The organism is Microbacterium sp. EST19A (assembly GCF_019969685.1).
Classification (GTDB): domain Bacteria; phylum Actinomycetota; class Actinomycetes; order Actinomycetales; family Microbacteriaceae; genus Microbacterium.
Genome location: NZ_JAHXYZ010000001.1, coordinates 1,086,155 through 1,100,134 on the forward strand (window position 1 = coordinate 1,086,155; position 13,980 = coordinate 1,100,134).

The following is a 13,980-nucleotide window of genomic DNA, read 5'->3' on the forward strand; positions in this document are numbered from 1 at the left end:
TGAAGCCCGGTGGATCTCCCCAGATCGATCACCGGGCTTCACGACGAACGCAGCAAGGGGGCGTCACTGCGTCGGACTGGTCGTGCGCAAGGTCGGGCACCCTGCCCTTCGACGACACAGCCGAGCGACCTCACTCGCCCACCCGGTCCCCTGAGGTGTGCGTGTGCGGTCGTATGCTCACTCTAGGGTTTTCACTTTCACATACCGGAGGGGGCGTGTGATGAGTTTCGAATATGACGATCGAGGGCTTTCCTCGGACGCGTTCGCCGGTGCTCTTCGCGATGCGATCAACGCGAAGGACGTCACGCTCTCGTGGCTCCAGAAGCAGCTCAAGCACCGCGGGAACCGCGTCTCGATCGCCACGCTCAGCTACTGGCGCTCCGGCGCCCGCCGCCCGGAGGGCGTGCAGTCGCTCGCGGCACTGGCCGACATCGAGGAGCTGCTGGGGCTCGACGAAGGAGACCTCAGCCGTCAGCTGCCGTCCACGAAACGCACCGGACCGCTCGGGCCGACCCAGTTCCCGATCGACCAGCAGGACATCGAGAAGGCCGTCAAGGATGCCTACGCCGCGCTCGGCGCCGCCTATCCCGATACGTCGCGCGAGGTGACCACCCACTCCGTGACGGATGTCGACGCTCAGGGCAACGTGTCGTTCTGCAGCACCCGGAGCGTCCTGCAGGCGACGTCCGGCACGATGACCGCGACGCCGTTCCTCGAGCTGACCCCCGGGCTCCCCACGCCCGCGCCGATCTTCCGCGCGGTGTCCGGCGGGCGGATCGCCGGTACGTACTCGCACGGCGCCGGCGAGGTCCACGGCGTGCTGTTCGAGCTCGACGCCCCGCTGACCGCTCCCGACACGACGATGGTCGAATGGTCGGTCGCCTACCCGCCCGATTACCCGGCGACGCGGGAGACCGGCCATGCCGTCGCGCGCCAGTGCCGGGAACTCCTGGTCTGGGTGCGATTCCATCCGGATGCCCTGCCGGACTGGTGCGAGGAGCGGGTGTCGACCCCATCGGGCGTCACGGTCACCCCGGTGTCGCCCGGCGGCGGCGGGTCCGTGCATCTGGTGCATCGGGCGTTCGGTCCGGGTGCCGTCGAGCTGCTGTGGGGATACGGTCCCCGCGAGCCCGTGGGCGATCAGCCCGGCTGATCACCCGTCGCGACCGGGCGCCCCGGCGTGTTCGACCACTGGCTCCACGACCCGGGGAACACCTTCGCGTCGATGCCGACCTCGCTGAGGATCAGGGCCGTGTGCGCCGCGGTGACTCCGGATCCGCAGTACGCGGCGACGGAGGCCCCCGGGGTCACGCCGACAGCGGCGAAGTTCGCGCGGACGGTCTCCGGATCGAGCAGTCGCCCCTCGGCGTCGAGATGCAGCATCGTCGGAAGGTTGCGGGCGCCGGGGATGTGGCCGGCGGCGGGATCGAGCGGCTCGGTCTCGCCGCGGTAGCGCTCCGGGGCCCGCACATCGAGCAGGACGCCGGATGCCGGGAACGCGGCCGCTTCGTCGATGGAGAGTGCGTCGCGTCCGATGTCGTCGAGCACGACGTCGCCGGTCTCGGGTGACACCTCGTCGGTCGCGACGTCGAGGCCGGCGGCCTTCCAGGCGCGCAGCCCGCCGTCGAGCACCCGCACGTCGACGCCGGCCTGACGGAGGAGCCACCAGGCACGCGATGCGGCGGTGCTCTTGGCGTCGTCGTAGGCGACCACGATGTCTCCGGTGCGGACGCCCCAGCGGCGTGCGGCCGTCTGCAGGGTCTCGGTCGACGGCAGCGGGTGCCGCCCCTCGGAGGGCTCTCCGTGCGTGGAGAGCTCGGTGTCGAGCGACGCGAACACCGCGCCGGGGATGTGCCCGGTCAGGTAGTCGTCGTGTCCGGCCTCCGGACGGTCGAGCCGCCACCGCACGTCGATCACCCGGACCGGTGCGCCCTGGGCGAGGAGGTCCTTCAACTCGTTCACGCTCACGAAACTGCTCATCCTCCGAGGCTAGCGAGTCGGCCGCGGCATCCGCCCGCCCCCGTCTTCTCGCGTCACGATTCGTCGGCGACCCCGGGCGATAGGCTCGATCCGGCAACGTCGAGAAAGGGCTGCGATGCCCTCTCGTCTTCACTGGATGCGCTTCCGTCCGCAGGAGGCCGCCCTCATCGCGATCACCGCGGTGTGGGGCAGCACGTTCCTGCTCGTGCACTGGGCGATGCAGCATTCCGGCCCGTGGTTCTTCGTCGGGATCAGGTTCCTCATCGCCGGCCTCATCAGCGTGGTGATCTTCCGGCGCGTGCTGCGCGGCATCCGCTGGCGCGACATCGGAGCCGGGGTCGCGATCGGCGTGATGATCTACCTCGGCTACGGTCTCCAGACGCTGGGCCTGCAGACGATCGACAGCAGCACCTCCGCGTTCATCACCGCGATGTACGTGCCGCTCGTGCCGTTCGCGCAGTGGGCGGTGTTCCGCACGCGCCCGCCCGCCATGGCCTTCGTCGGAGCGGGACTCGCCTTCGTCGGACTGCTGCTCATCGCCGGGCCGGACGCGTTCGCGCTGAGCCTCGGTGCCGGAGAGATCGCGACGATGATCAGCACCCTGCCGATCGCGGCGGAGATCATCCTGATCAGCCTCTTCGCCGGGAAGATCGATCTCGGACGCATCACCGTGGTGCAGCTGCTCACCGCCGGCGTCCTGGGCCTTCTGACCATGCCGGTCGTCGGCGAGGGCTTCCCGGAGTTCTCCTGGATCTGGGTGGGCTGCGCCGTCGGACTCGGCGCCGCCAGCTGCCTGATCCAGCTCACCATGAACTGGGCGCAGAAGTCGGTGTCACCCACCCGCGCCACGATCATCTACGCCGGAGAACCGGTGTGGGCGGGGGTGATCGGACGCATCGCCGGCGAGCGGCTGCCCGCCACCGCGCTCATCGGCGGAGCGCTGGTCGTGCTCGGCATCCTCGCCAGTGAGCTGAAGCTCATCCGTCGTCGTCGGGAATAGCCCGCTCGCCGAGGCGTTGCACCTCGCATGATTGAAACTTCAACCGTCGTTCCTGTCGCGACCGAGCGGACCCGCGTGCGGGTGCCGATGCGGTTCGCCGACGGTTACGCCACGACGGCCGACGTGGTCACGTTCGACGGTCTCGTCGACGCACGCGAGCACCTGCTTCTGGGACTCGGCGACTGGCGCGCCGCGATGGAACGAGCGGATGCCGGCGGCGACGCGCCCCTGGTGCGTCCGCACAGCGAATGCCTGACCGGTGACGTGTTCGGCTCCGAGCGCTGCGACTGCGGTCCGCAGCTGCGCGAAGCGGTCGAGCGGATCGCCGACGAGGGCGGATTCCTGCTGTACCTCCGCCAGGAGGGCCGGGGCATCGGCCTCTACGCGAAGCTCGATGCCTACGCGCTGCAGGATGCCGGACTCGACACGTACGAGGCGAACGTCGCGCTCGGCCACGGCGAGGACGAGCGCGACTACACGGTCGCGGCGCAGATGCTCGCCGCGGAAGGCGTCGACAGCATCCGCCTGCTGAGCAACAACCCCGACAAGGCCGTGCAGCTCGAGGCCCTCGGCATCCGGGTCACGGATCGCGTGCGCACCGAGGTGCACCTGTCGGACGCGAATTCCCGCTACCTGCAGGCGAAGCGCGACCACACCGCGCACACGATCGATCTGTCCGCCGCGTGATGGACGATCGGCGACTCGACGACGCCGAGATGGCGACGTGGTTGCCGACCATCCGCTTCGTGCAGCTGCTCCCGCAGGTGCTCGACCGAGCGCTCAAGGCCGAGACCGGCCTGAATCACGCGCACTACGCGATCCTCATCACCCTGGCGGGGAGCGGCGAGGGTGCCGTCACCATGACGGAGCTCGCCCACATCGCAGGGCTCAGCAGGTCGCGCCTCAGCCATGCCCTGGACTCCTTGGAGGAGCGTGGGTGGGTGGCGCGGTCGTCGTGCTCCAGCGACAAGCGGACGCTCTCAGCGACGCTCACTCCCGCCGGGCGGGAACTGCTGCGCTCCGCCGCCCCGGTGCACGTCGCGCAGATCCGCGAGCTCGTGCTGGATCCGCTCAGCGATGAGGAGCGCGCGCAGCTCGGCGGCATCCTGACCAAGCTGCTCCCCGCTGTGACGGCCGCCCTCTAGCCTCCGCGCGCCGCCCGTTCAGCGGGCCGACCGCCGGCGGAGAAGCACGATCACGAGTCCCGCGAGCAGCAGGAGGAAACCGGCACCGAGGGGCGCCCAGGGAACCGCACCGCCGGTCGTCGGGAGAGCCGGCCCCGCCGCCGCACCCGCCGCCACCGTGACCGTGACCGTCGCGGTGACCCGCGTGCCGTTGGCGTCGGCCACCGAGTAGGTGATCGGCGTCGTGGTGCCGACGAAGCCCGCTGCCGGAGTGAACACGATGGTGCCGTCGACGACGGCCCAGAGGCCCTCGCCCGGCACGCGGAGCTCGGTCACGAGGGTGCCGCCGGCACCGACGATGCGGAGGGATGCCGGGTCGAGCGCCGCGCCATCCGTTCCCGACGAGTCGTTGCCGATCACGTCGATCACGACCGGAACGCCCTGTGACGTGGTCGCCGCGTTGCTCCGTGCGATCGGGTCGACTCCGGCCACCGTGATGGTCAGCGTCGACGAGGCGACGTTGCCGAGCGAGTCGGTCACGGCGTAGACGACGGGCGTCGCCGCACCGCGGAGCGGCGGTTCGGGCGTGAAGGTCACCTGTCCGTCCGCGCCGATCCTGTACACGCCTTCACCGGGGACCTCGAGGGTCTTCCCTCCGTCACCGACCGTCGATCCGGCCGGCTGGCCCGTCGGCGGGAACACGACCGACGCGGGGTCGAGCTCGCCGTCCGTGCCGTCGGCGAGCTGCCCCGGACGGTCGTTGCCGAGGATGCCGACCGTCACCGGCACGTTCTGCGACGTGCGGTCGGAGTCGGGGGTGGCGACCGGACCGGGACGCACGGTCACGCGGAGCGCGGCGACCGAGGACGAACCGTTCTCATCGCGGATCGTGTAGCGCACCGCCGTGCTCGTGCCGCTGAACCCGGACGCGGGGGCGAACGTCACGGTACCGTCGTCGCGCAGCGTGTAGACGCCCTCACCGGCGACGTCGAGCGTCTTGCCCGCATCGCGGATCTCCGCCGTGAGCCCGGCGGGGATGCCGGCGGTCTCGAACACCGCGGAGGCGGGATCGAGCGGCACCGCGGGATCGCCCGGTGCGTCGTTCCCTGCGACGTCGAACGTCACCGGTGTCGCGAAGGGTGTGACCGCGGAATCATCCGCCGCCGTCGGAACGACCGGGGCGACGGTGATCGTGATGGTCGACGAGACCGCGTTGCCGATCTCATCGGTTCCGGTGTACGACACCGGGGTGGCGCCGCCGCGGAACGCGGCGAGCGGCGTGAAGGTGACCGACCCGTCTGCGGCCGCCGTGTAGGTGCCCTCGCCCGGCATCACGAGGCGCGTGCCGCCGTCGAGCACCTGGGCTCCGGCCGGCTGCCCGGTCGTCGGGAACCGCAGCGTGCTGAGGTCCCAGTCTCCCGCCGAGCCGTCAGCGTCCTGCGACGGGATGTCGTTCGAGAAGGGCTGCACGGTCACCGGCACCCCTTGCAGCGTCGAGTCGGCGTCGGGGGTGGCCGACGGCCCGGGGCGAACGGTGACCTGGATGCGCGCGTCGGCGGTCGTGCCGTTGGCATCCGTGATCCGGTAGGCCACCGGCGTGGTGGTGCCGCTGTATCCGTCGGCCGGGGTGAAGACGACCGCTCCCGCGGCGTCGAGCACGTAGCTGCCCTGGCCGTCGATGGTGAGCGTCTTCCCGTCGGCCGATACCGTGACTCCGGCGGGCTGACCGGTCGCCGGGAAGGTCGTGGCGGCCGGTACCAGCGGGGCGGACGGGTCACCGGCACTGTCGTCGTCGAGCAGGTCGACCGTGACCGGCACGGCATACGGGGTGCTCGCACGGTCGTCCTGCGCGACGGGCGTGACGGCGCCGACGGTGACCGTGATCGTCGACGTGACGTTCGCACTGTTCGAGTCGGTCGCGGTGTACACGACCGGGGTGGTGACGCCGGCGAAGGCCGGCTCGGGGGTGAAGGTGACTCGACCGGCGGGGTCGGCCGAGTACTCGCCTTCACCCGGAACGGTGAGGGTCGTGCCGTCGTCCGACACGATCGCTCCCGCAGGCTGACCCGTCGTCGGGAAGGCCACGCTCGGGGGGAAGAACTGTCCGGTGTCGCACCCCGCGGGCTCATCCGTCTCGCCGGGGTCGCAGGGGTTTCCGAGATCGCTGGCGAGGTCGTTGTCGAGCACGTCGATGACGACCGCGGTGTTCTGGAGCGTGGTGGCGGAATCGGGCACGGCGATCGCACCGCTGCCGACGGTCACGATGATCTCGGCCGAAGCGACGGTGCCGTTCTCGTCGAGAACGCTGTAGGTCACGGGAGTGGTCGGGCCCTCGAAGCCGGCGACGGGTGCGAAGCGCACGCTGCCGTCATCCCGGACGGTCCAGGTCCCCTCCCCCGGCACGACGAGCGTCGTGCCGCCGTCCGTCGCATCGGGAGACGTGAACGCGACCGAGTCCGGGACCAACGGCACCGACGGAGCACCGGGCGCGTCGTTGGCGAGGATGTCGATCACCACGGGCGTCGCCCCCGGGGTCTTCGCGGCGTCGCCGATCGCGACCGGGGTGATGGGCGTGACGGTGACCGCGATCGTCGTCGACGCGTCGTTGCCGAACGTGTCGGTGACGACATAGGTGACGGGCGTGGCGGAACCGCGGAACCGCGGCTCGGGATCGAACGAGACCACCTCCGTCGCAGGGTCGAACGCGTAGACGCCCTCGCCGGGGACCGTGAGCACGCGTCCACCGGCACTGATCGCGCTGCCGGCGGGGAGGCCGGGAGTGACGCGGAACCGCACGGAATCCGGGTCGAATCCCGAGGTGGTGCCGGCCGGACCGGCGCCGGGCACGTCGTTGCCGAGGATGGGGAACGAGACGTCGACGTTCTGCGTTGTCGAGGCGGAGTCGGGATTCGCCACCGGGCCGGGAAGGACGACCACCGACACCGTCGCCGTCGCGGTCTGTCCGTTCTCATCGGTGATCTGATACGTCGTCGACGCCGTTCCGACGAAGCCATCCGCCGGCACGAACCGCACATCCCCGAACTCGTCGATGCTCCACTCGCCCTGCGGTGTGGCGAGAGCCTTTCCGCCATCGGTGGCCGCGGGATCGGTGAAGACGGTCGAGGTGGGGACGATCGGTCCACCGGGACCATCGAGGTCGCTGCTGACGACGTCGATACCCACCTGCGACCGGTAGGGGGTCTGCACGCTGTCGTCGACGGCTCTCGGACCGACGGCGGTGACCGTCACCGCGATGGTCGCCGACGCCGGGTTGCCCAGGCTGTCGATGAAGCCGTAGGTGACCGGGGTCGTGGTCGGTCCGTCGAAGGTCGCCTCGGGCTCGAAGGTCACGACCCCCGTGGCCGGGTCGATCGTGTAGACGCCCTCTCCCGGCACCTCGAGACGGCGGCGATCGCCGCTGACGACCGCACCGGCCGGCTGTCCGGTCGGTGCGAAGAGCACGGATGCCGGTGGGATCGTGCCCGGCGTGCCGTCGGCGTTCTGCCCGGGAGCATCATTGCCGAGCACCGCGATCTGCACCCCCGTCCCCTGCGTCGTCGTGGCGGTGTCGGCGCCCGCCGCGGGACCGGGGCGGACCGAGGCGGTGGCGGTGGTGGTCGACGTCTGACCGTTGTCGTCGATGATGCGGTACTCGGTCGTGGCGTCCCCGCTGAACCCCGGAGCGGGAGTGAACGTGACGCGGCCGTCGGCGCCGAGGGTCCAGATGCCCTGCGCGGTCTCGAGACGCGTGCCGCCGTCGGTCGCAGCGGGATCGGTGAACACGGTCTGCGCGGGGAGGATCGCGCCGGTGCCTGGCTGATCGTTCGTCGCACCCGGCAGTGTGATCGGGTCTCCGAACGGGGTGGCCCCGGCGTCCGGGACCGCGACAGGAGGAGGCAGCACGTTGACGAAGGAGCAGACGATGTTCGCGCCATCGGTGCCGGTCGGCGCCGTGAAACTGGCGTTGTTACCCGTGCCACTCGAGACGACGGCACCGGTCCCGTCCGCGCATGACCAGGTGGTCCGGTATTCGCTGAGGTCCGTGCCGGCGACCGGCTCCTGTCGGAAGGTGTAGGTCTCGCCGGGGATGATCAGTCCTGGCTCGCTCGGGACTCCGCCGCCGTCGGGTCCCGACGAACTCGGCGGGAAATCGGGGCCGGTTCCGCTCTGACCGTACGATCCGCCCTCCAGCACGACGCGCACCTGATCGGTGGGGGTCAGCCGGGGACCGTCGAACCCGGCGACCGTCTGCGTGGTGGACGGGTTCGCGCAGGAACCCAGGTCGGTCGACGTGGCGCCCGTGAGCGTGAACGTCGTACCGGTGGGTGCGCCCGTGATCGGGTTGGTCTTCTGCAGCACCGTGCTGCCGCCGAGGTAGAGGAATCCATCGGACCCGAACGCGATGCCGTTGGTCGCGACGGTGGTGGTGCCGCGGGACAGTTCGCGAGAGGTCAGTGTCGCGCCCGTGCCGGATGTCGGGACCACGCCCTCCGCCACGTAGAGCGCCGCCTGGGTCGCACTGCCGGAGACGAGGTAGAGCCGCCCGTCCTTATCGAACGCCATGTCGCCGTTGCCGCCCGGAGCGTTCGCCGTCGTCACGGACACGACGGGGCCTGCCGGAGCGCTGTTGGTCCTCGGGTCGAAGACGTAGATGTTGACCGTCGCGCCCGAGAAGGCTCCGTAGTAGTAGAGCCCGGTCAGGGGATTGACGGCACCCATCGTGCCCCCTCCGACGCCGGCGGCCTTCGGCGAGACGGTGGTGGTGCCCGCGGCGCTCGCCGTCGGCTCGTATTCGACGAGGCTCGTGGTCGTGCCGGTGATGGCGACGGTTCCCCCGGGCCCGACGCCCAGTTGGTTCGTGTTCGTGCCCGCGGTCGCCGGGGTGGCGAACACGGGGGCCGCCGATGTCGTGCCGGTGGTCAGGTCGAGCTGACCCACGTTCGCTGCCGTGCTGTTGCTGAAGTACAAGGTGTTCAAGCACGCCAGGGGTGCTGCTGCCGCGACAGGAGCCGGCGCGACGACGGCGGTCAGACCCGCGGCGAGCAGTACACCGGCCGTGACGACGGCGAGGAGACGTGACGACGCGGGCCGCACCATCAGACGGACCTGCGTGACTGCAGCAGATCGCGGATCTCGACGAGCAGTTCCGCCTCGGTCGGCAGCGGTTCGGGCTCGACGACGGCGGGGCGCAGTCTGTCCGCGCGCTCCTTCGCCTTGTTCATCGGCAGCACGAACACGAAGTAGACCACCGCGGCCACCGCGAGGAAGTTGATCACCGCACCGATGATCAGGCCGAACGAGAAGACCGAGGTTCCGCCGCCCAAGGTCGGAACCGAGACCTGCATCGCCTCGTTCAGGCTCCCCGCCTGGAAGAACAGCCCGATCAGCGGGTTGATGAGTGCTTCCACCAGCACGTTGACGATGGCGGTGAACGCGGCGCCGATGACCACGGCGACCGCGAGCTCGATGACATTGCCTCGGAGGATGAATTCCTTGAATCCGTTGATCATTTCGTCGCGTCCGCTCTCTCCGTTGGTGACCGGGGCGTGGGGAGTGAGAGCGAACCAGGTCGCTCTCACTCCCCGCCCTAATCCCTATGCCCCCATAGGGCTGTGCCGGCACGGAAGCATGGCGTTGTACCGGCGCGCAGAAAGTTATCAGTCGGCTGTTCACACCGAATTGGCGAGGTGTGGAAGATGCTGGTATATCGGTTCTGCTCTGAGCAGAACCGCTCGAACAGCGCGGATGCGGCGGCCTATCGTGAGGCATGGCCGACATCGTTCCGTTCCCCCTCGCCCCTCGTTCCGTCCGTCGCCCGCAGCCGAGCGACCCCGAGCCGCTCTGGCGTCAACTCCTCGGCGACCAGCTGCGCCGTCGCCGGCACGACCGCGAGGAGACGCTCACCGAGACCGCCGAGAAGGCCGGCGTCTCCCCGCAGTACCTGTCCGAGGTCGAGCGCGGATTGAAGGAGCCGTCGAGCGAGATGATCGCCGCGATCAGCGGTGCGCTCGAGACCTCGCTGATCGAACTCACCAGCGCCGTGGCCGACGAACTGCGCTCGACGACGGCGACCGCGCCGGCGTCCGCGCTGGCGTCGGCCGGACGCGCCGTGTTCGCGCTGGCCGCCTGAGCCGCGGCATCCGTCCCTCCAGTCGGCGGCATCCGCTCCTCGGCCGGCAGGCGAGCCGTCAACCGGCCGACGTGCGTGCGCCGAGCACGGTGTCGATGAGCCCATAGTCGAGGGCGGCGGATGCCGTGAACACGCGGTCCCGATCGGTGTCGGCCCGCAGCTCCTCGACCGTGCGTCCGCTGTGCGCGGCGAGGATCGCCTCCATGTCGGAACGCACCCGCACCACCTCGTCGGCCGCGAGGATCAGGTCGGGGATGGCTCCGCGCGACTGTCCGGCCGGCTGGTGCAGCACGATGCGCGCGTGGGCCAGGGCCGCCCGCTCGCCCGGGGCACCGGCGGCGACCAGCAGCGCGGCCGGACCGATCGCCTGCCCGACGCACGTCGTCGCGATGCGGGGACGGATGTGCTGCATGGTGTCGTAGATCGCGAGCGCCGCGCCCGGATCGCCGCCTTCGCTGTTGATGTAGAACTGGATGCCGCTCTCGGGGCTGTCGGCGTCGAGATGCAGCAGCTGCGCGATCAGGGCGTTGGCGACGCCCGCATCGATACCGGTGCCGAGGTAGATCACGCGCTCGGCGAGCAGGTGCGAGTAGACGTCCATGATGCGTTCGCCGCGCGGATGCTGCGCGATGACGTTGGGGATCGAGTAGGTGCTCATGCGTTCGCCCCCAGTCCGACGCGCGGGCGTCGACGAGGCATGATCTCGGCGAGCGAGCCGACGATCTCGTCGATGAAGCCGTAGTCCTGCGCCTCGGTGGCGGTGTACCAGCGGTCGTGCAGGGAGTCTTCGAAGATCCGCGTCACGGGCTGGCCGGTGTCGTCGGCGATGAGGCCGAGCACGGTGTCGCGCATGTGCCGCAGATCGTCGGCCTGCGTCTCGATCTCGCCCGCGGATCCGCCGATGCCCGCCGATCCCTGGTGCATGAGGATGCGGGCGTGCGGCAGGGCGCGGCGCTTGCCCTTCGTGCCGGCGGAGAGCAGGAACTGACCGGCGCTGCAGGCGAGGCCGAGCGCGAGGGTCGACACGTCGTTGGGCACCAGCTGCATGAGGTCGCGGATCGCGAGCATCGACGGCACCGAGCCGCCGGGCGAGTGGATCCACAGCGCGATGTCGGTCGTCGCGTCTTCCGCGGACAGCGCGAGCAGCTGCGTCATGAGCAGGGTCCCGTTGTCGTCGTCGAGGGCGCCGTCGAGCACGAGCACACGCTCGTGGAACAGGGCCCGTCGGGCTTCGGGTCCGAACTGCGGGATGGGGTTGTCTTCGCTCATGCCCCCAGCATCCGCCGGTCGCCGCGGTCGCGGGCCGGTATCCGCCCCGAGCGGATCCGCCGTGAGCAGAGGCACGGGATCGGCGGCGTGCACACCGCGGAAAACCTGCTGTAACACCGCCGACTCACAGCCCTCGTACTCTCGGCACCATGGCGAAGCAGACGGCACCCGCATGGCAGTGGTCGGAGGACGGGATCAACTTCCGCACGCGCAAGTGGGTGCGACCCGAGGACCTCAACGCGAACGGCTCGCTGTTCGGCGGCAGCCTGCTGAAGTGGATCGACGAGGAGGCGGCGATCTACGCGATCGTGCAACTCGGCAATTACCGCGCGGTCACCAAGCACATCTCCGAGATCAACTTCGAGGCCTCGGCGGTGCAGGGTGACCTGATCGAGATCGGCCTGCAGGCCACGCACTTCGGCACGACGTCGCTCACGATGCGGGCGCTCGCGCGCAACATGATCACGCGCAAGCGCATCCTCACGATCGAGAAGATCGTGTTCGTCAGCCTCGACGACGACGGCGTGCCCACGCCGCACGGCTACCGCGAGATCACGTACAACCGCGACCGGATGCCGACCGAGCGCATCGCGACGGGGACGATCCGGCTGCCATCGCTCTGAGCGTCGGCGTCAGCGGGTCGCGTGCAGTTCGCCGGACAGGACGGATGCCGCGGCATCGTCCGGCTGCGGCGCGATCGCGAACGCCTGCGCGAGGTCGGCGATCAGGTCGTCGGCGCTCTCCAGGCCGATCGAGAGCCGGAGCACGTCGGCGGCAGGGCGCGCCTCGGGCGGCACCGGGCGGTGCGTGAGCGCGGCCGGATGCTGGATCAGCGAGTCGACGCCGCCGAGCGACACCGCGTGCGTGAACAGCGTCGTCGCCGTCGTGATCGCCGACGCAGCGGCGAAGCCGCCCCGCATCCGCATCGCGATCATCGCGCCCGTGCCCCGCATCTGCCGCTCCAGGATGCCGTGCGGGTCGCCGTCGAGCCCCGGGTAGAACACCTCGACCACCTCGGGGCGGTCGATCAGCCACTGGACGATCCGCTGTGCGTTCTCCTGCTGCTGGCGCATCCGCACCGGCAGGGTCGTGAGTCCGCGATGCAGCAGATACGCGCCGAGAGGATGCAGGAGGCCACCCGTCACCGCCCGCACCCGGCGCAGCGCCTCGGCGGTCTCCTCGCTGCACGCCACGACGCCGGCGATGACGTCGCCGTGACCGCCGAGGTACTTGGTCGCGCTGTGCAGCGACATCGCCGCACCGAGGTCGATCGGGTTCTGCAGAACCGGGGTGGCGAACGTGTTGTCGACGACGGCCGGCACCTCCCCCGCCTGCCCGACGACGTCGGCGATGTCCGCGATGTCGAGCGTGGGATTCGCCGGCGTCTCGACCACGACGAGACCGGTGTCGGAGCGGATGCTGTCGGCCACCTCGTGCGGATCGCAGTAGGTGACCTCGGCGCCGAGGAGACCTGAGCCGAGCAGGTGGTCGGTGCCGCCGTAGAGAGGACGCACCGCGACGACGTGCCGCTTGCCCACCGCGTTCGTGTGCGCGAGGATCACCGCGGTCATCGCCGCCATGCCCGACGCGAAGGCGACGGCGGCCTCGGCGTGCTCCAGCTCGGCGAGCGCCTCTTCGAAGCGCGCGACCGTCGGATTCCAGAGCCGGGCGTAGACCATGCTCCCGTCGGCGGGTGGCCGTCCCCCGGTGGCCATCGCCTCGTAGGAGTCGCCGCCGCGCTCGATGTCGGGAAGCGGGTTGGTCGTCGACAGGTCGATCGGCAGCGCGTGGACCCCGAGACCTTCGAGGTCGGAACGGCCGCTGTGGACGGCGACGGTGTCGGGATGCAGCGGTGCAGTCATGCCTCCACGTTGCCGGAAACATCAGAGTTGCGTTCAAATTCGACAGTATCCGCCAATTAATCCGCGCAGATGGCTATTCTGAGCAATATCGACCGTTGATGAGAGGATTCCGTTGCCGAAAGCGCAAGGCTCACCGCTCGACGAGATCGACCTCGCGCTGCTCGCGGTGCTCACCCGCGACGCGGAGATCACGAACAAGGCGCTCGCCCACCGGCTCGGCCTGGCGGAATCGACCTGCGCTCATCGCGTGCGGAGCCTCCGGGAGCGCGGGATCATCCGCGACACCCGCATCCGCGTCGACGAGGCCGCGCTCGGATTCCCGCTGCAGGCGATCATCAAGGTGCGCCTCGCCAATCACACCGGCCCGAAGGTCACGGCGCTGTTCGATGCCCTGGTGAGCGTGCCGCGCGTGCTGCAGGTGTTCCACGTCGCCGGAGTCGACGACTTCCTCGTGCACGTGGCGGTCGAGGATGCCACGGCGCTCCGCGACATCGTGCTCGAGCACATCACGATCCACCCGGTCGTGCGCGGCACCGAGACGCAGCTCGTGTTCGAGCTCCGTGACGGCAGCGGCCTGCTCGCGCGCTAGCTGCGAGGATGGACTGCACATCAGCA

At 70.2% G+C, this 13,980-nt stretch carries 13 protein-coding genes; 7 read left to right on the forward strand and 6 right to left on the reverse strand.

From position 1 onward, the window contains the following. The first annotated feature begins 220 nt into the window (after window positions 1–220). Window positions 221–1,153 (forward strand): hypothetical protein, encoded by a 933-nt coding sequence (locus LC452_RS05380; RefSeq protein ID WP_223622998.1) that lies wholly within the window; start codon window positions 221–223, stop codon window positions 1,151–1,153. Here the strand turns inward: LC452_RS05380 and LC452_RS05385 are convergent. Further along, the gene (locus tag LC452_RS05385; protein ID WP_223622999.1) at window positions 1,141–1,980 is read right to left on the reverse strand and encodes a sulfurtransferase; all 840 of its coding nucleotides are present in this window, start codon (window positions 1,978–1,980) and stop codon (window positions 1,141–1,143) included. The two genes, LC452_RS05380 and LC452_RS05385, sit on opposite strands and share 13 nt — an antisense overlap. 115 nt (window positions 1,981–2,095) lie before the next feature. Here LC452_RS05385 and LC452_RS05390 point away from each other — a divergent pair, with 115 nt between their 5' ends. Genes LC452_RS05390 through LC452_RS05400 form a run of 3 tightly spaced genes read left to right on the forward strand, consistent with a single transcriptional unit; the run spans window position 2,096 to window position 4,125 of the window. Next, window positions 2,096–2,980, forward strand: a complete 885-nt coding sequence (locus LC452_RS05390) for a DMT family transporter (protein ID WP_223623000.1) — start codon at window positions 2,096–2,098, stop codon at window positions 2,978–2,980. 27 nt (window positions 2,981–3,007) lie between these two features. Further along, on the forward strand, window positions 3,008–3,667 hold the full coding sequence (ribA, locus tag LC452_RS05395; protein ID WP_223623001.1) for a GTP cyclohydrolase II: 660 nt from the start codon (window positions 3,008–3,010) through the stop codon (window positions 3,665–3,667). Then, the gene (locus LC452_RS05400; RefSeq protein ID WP_223623002.1) at window positions 3,667–4,125 is read left to right on the forward strand and encodes a MarR family winged helix-turn-helix transcriptional regulator; all 459 of its coding nucleotides are present in this window, start codon (window positions 3,667–3,669) and stop codon (window positions 4,123–4,125) included. Before ribA ends, LC452_RS05400 begins: the two co-directional genes overlap by 1 nt. An 18-nt stretch (window positions 4,126–4,143) precedes the next feature. Here LC452_RS05400 and LC452_RS05405 read toward each other — a convergent pair whose 3' ends face one another. Both LC452_RS05405 and mscL read right to left on the reverse strand, forming a co-directional pair. Beyond that, window positions 4,144–9,201, reverse strand: coding sequence for an Ig-like domain-containing protein (locus LC452_RS05405; RefSeq protein ID WP_223623003.1), 5,058 nt, complete (start codon window positions 9,199–9,201; stop codon window positions 4,144–4,146). Further along, window positions 9,201–9,614 (reverse strand): large conductance mechanosensitive channel protein MscL, encoded by a 414-nt coding sequence (gene mscL, locus LC452_RS05410; RefSeq protein WP_223623004.1) that lies wholly within the window; start codon window positions 9,612–9,614, stop codon window positions 9,201–9,203. The genes LC452_RS05405 and mscL overlap by 1 nt, the downstream gene beginning before the upstream one ends. Window positions 9,615–9,871: 257 nt before the next feature. Between mscL and LC452_RS05415 the strand changes: the two genes are divergently transcribed. Then, window positions 9,872–10,234, forward strand: coding sequence for a helix-turn-helix domain-containing protein (locus LC452_RS05415; RefSeq protein ID WP_223623005.1), 363 nt, complete (start codon window positions 9,872–9,874; stop codon window positions 10,232–10,234). 58 nt (window positions 10,235–10,292) lie between these two features. Here LC452_RS05415 and LC452_RS05420 read toward each other — a convergent pair whose 3' ends face one another. Both LC452_RS05420 and LC452_RS05425 read right to left on the reverse strand, forming a co-directional pair. Then, entirely contained in the window at window positions 10,293–10,892 is a 600-nt protein-coding gene (locus LC452_RS05420; RefSeq protein WP_223623006.1) for a ClpP family protease, read from the reverse strand. Then, window positions 10,889–11,503, reverse strand: coding sequence for a ClpP family protease (locus LC452_RS05425; protein ID WP_223623007.1), 615 nt, complete (start codon window positions 11,501–11,503; stop codon window positions 10,889–10,891). The genes LC452_RS05420 and LC452_RS05425 overlap by 4 nt, the downstream gene beginning before the upstream one ends. Before the next feature lie 149 nt (window positions 11,504–11,652). Between LC452_RS05425 and LC452_RS05430 the strand changes: the two genes are divergently transcribed. Next, a complete protein-coding gene (locus tag LC452_RS05430; RefSeq protein WP_223623008.1) occupies window positions 11,653–12,126 on the forward strand; it encodes an acyl-CoA thioesterase in 474 nt (157 codons plus the stop codon). A gap of 9 nt (window positions 12,127–12,135) precedes the next feature. Here the strand turns inward: LC452_RS05430 and LC452_RS05435 are convergent, their stop codons facing one another. Continuing rightward, window positions 12,136–13,365 (reverse strand): PLP-dependent aspartate aminotransferase family protein, encoded by a 1,230-nt coding sequence (locus tag LC452_RS05435; RefSeq protein ID WP_223623009.1) that lies wholly within the window; start codon window positions 13,363–13,365, stop codon window positions 12,136–12,138. Between the two features lie 112 nt (window positions 13,366–13,477). Between LC452_RS05435 and LC452_RS05440 the strand changes: the two genes are divergently transcribed. Beyond that, on the forward strand, window positions 13,478–13,954 hold the full coding sequence (locus LC452_RS05440) for an Lrp/AsnC family transcriptional regulator (RefSeq protein WP_223623010.1): 477 nt from the start codon (window positions 13,478–13,480) through the stop codon (window positions 13,952–13,954). Window positions 13,955–13,980 lie beyond the last annotated feature (26 nt).

Excerpts from the sequence above, each read along its gene's own strand:
- ribA (WP_223623001.1), top strand. The coding sequence starts at position 3,008 with ATGATTGAAACTTCAACCGTCGTTCCTGTCGCGACCGAGCGGACCCGC.
- LC452_RS05405 (WP_223623003.1), bottom strand. The coding sequence starts at position 9,201 with ATGGTGCGGCCCGCGTCGTCACGTCTCCTCGCCGTCGTCACGGCCGGT.
- LC452_RS05430 (WP_223623008.1), top strand. The coding sequence starts at position 11,653 with ATGGCGAAGCAGACGGCACCCGCATGGCAGTGGTCGGAGGACGGGATC.
- LC452_RS05425 (WP_223623007.1), bottom strand. The coding sequence starts at position 11,503 with ATGAGCGAAGACAACCCCATCCCGCAGTTCGGACCCGAAGCCCGACGG.
- LC452_RS05415 (WP_223623005.1), top strand. The coding sequence starts at position 9,872 with ATGGCCGACATCGTTCCGTTCCCCCTCGCCCCTCGTTCCGTCCGTCGC.
- LC452_RS05400 (WP_223623002.1), top strand. The coding sequence starts at position 3,667 with ATGGACGATCGGCGACTCGACGACGCCGAGATGGCGACGTGGTTGCCG.
- LC452_RS05380 (WP_223622998.1), top strand. The coding sequence starts at position 221 with ATGAGTTTCGAATATGACGATCGAGGGCTTTCCTCGGACGCGTTCGCC.
- LC452_RS05420 (WP_223623006.1), bottom strand. The coding sequence starts at position 10,892 with ATGAGCACCTACTCGATCCCCAACGTCATCGCGCAGCATCCGCGCGGC.
- LC452_RS05435 (WP_223623009.1), bottom strand. The coding sequence starts at position 13,365 with ATGACTGCACCGCTGCATCCCGACACCGTCGCCGTCCACAGCGGCCGT.
- mscL (WP_223623004.1), bottom strand. The coding sequence starts at position 9,614 with ATGATCAACGGATTCAAGGAATTCATCCTCCGAGGCAATGTCATCGAG.
- LC452_RS05385 (WP_223622999.1), bottom strand. The coding sequence starts at position 1,980 with ATGAGCAGTTTCGTGAGCGTGAACGAGTTGAAGGACCTCCTCGCCCAG.
- LC452_RS05390 (WP_223623000.1), top strand. The coding sequence starts at position 2,096 with ATGCCCTCTCGTCTTCACTGGATGCGCTTCCGTCCGCAGGAGGCCGCC.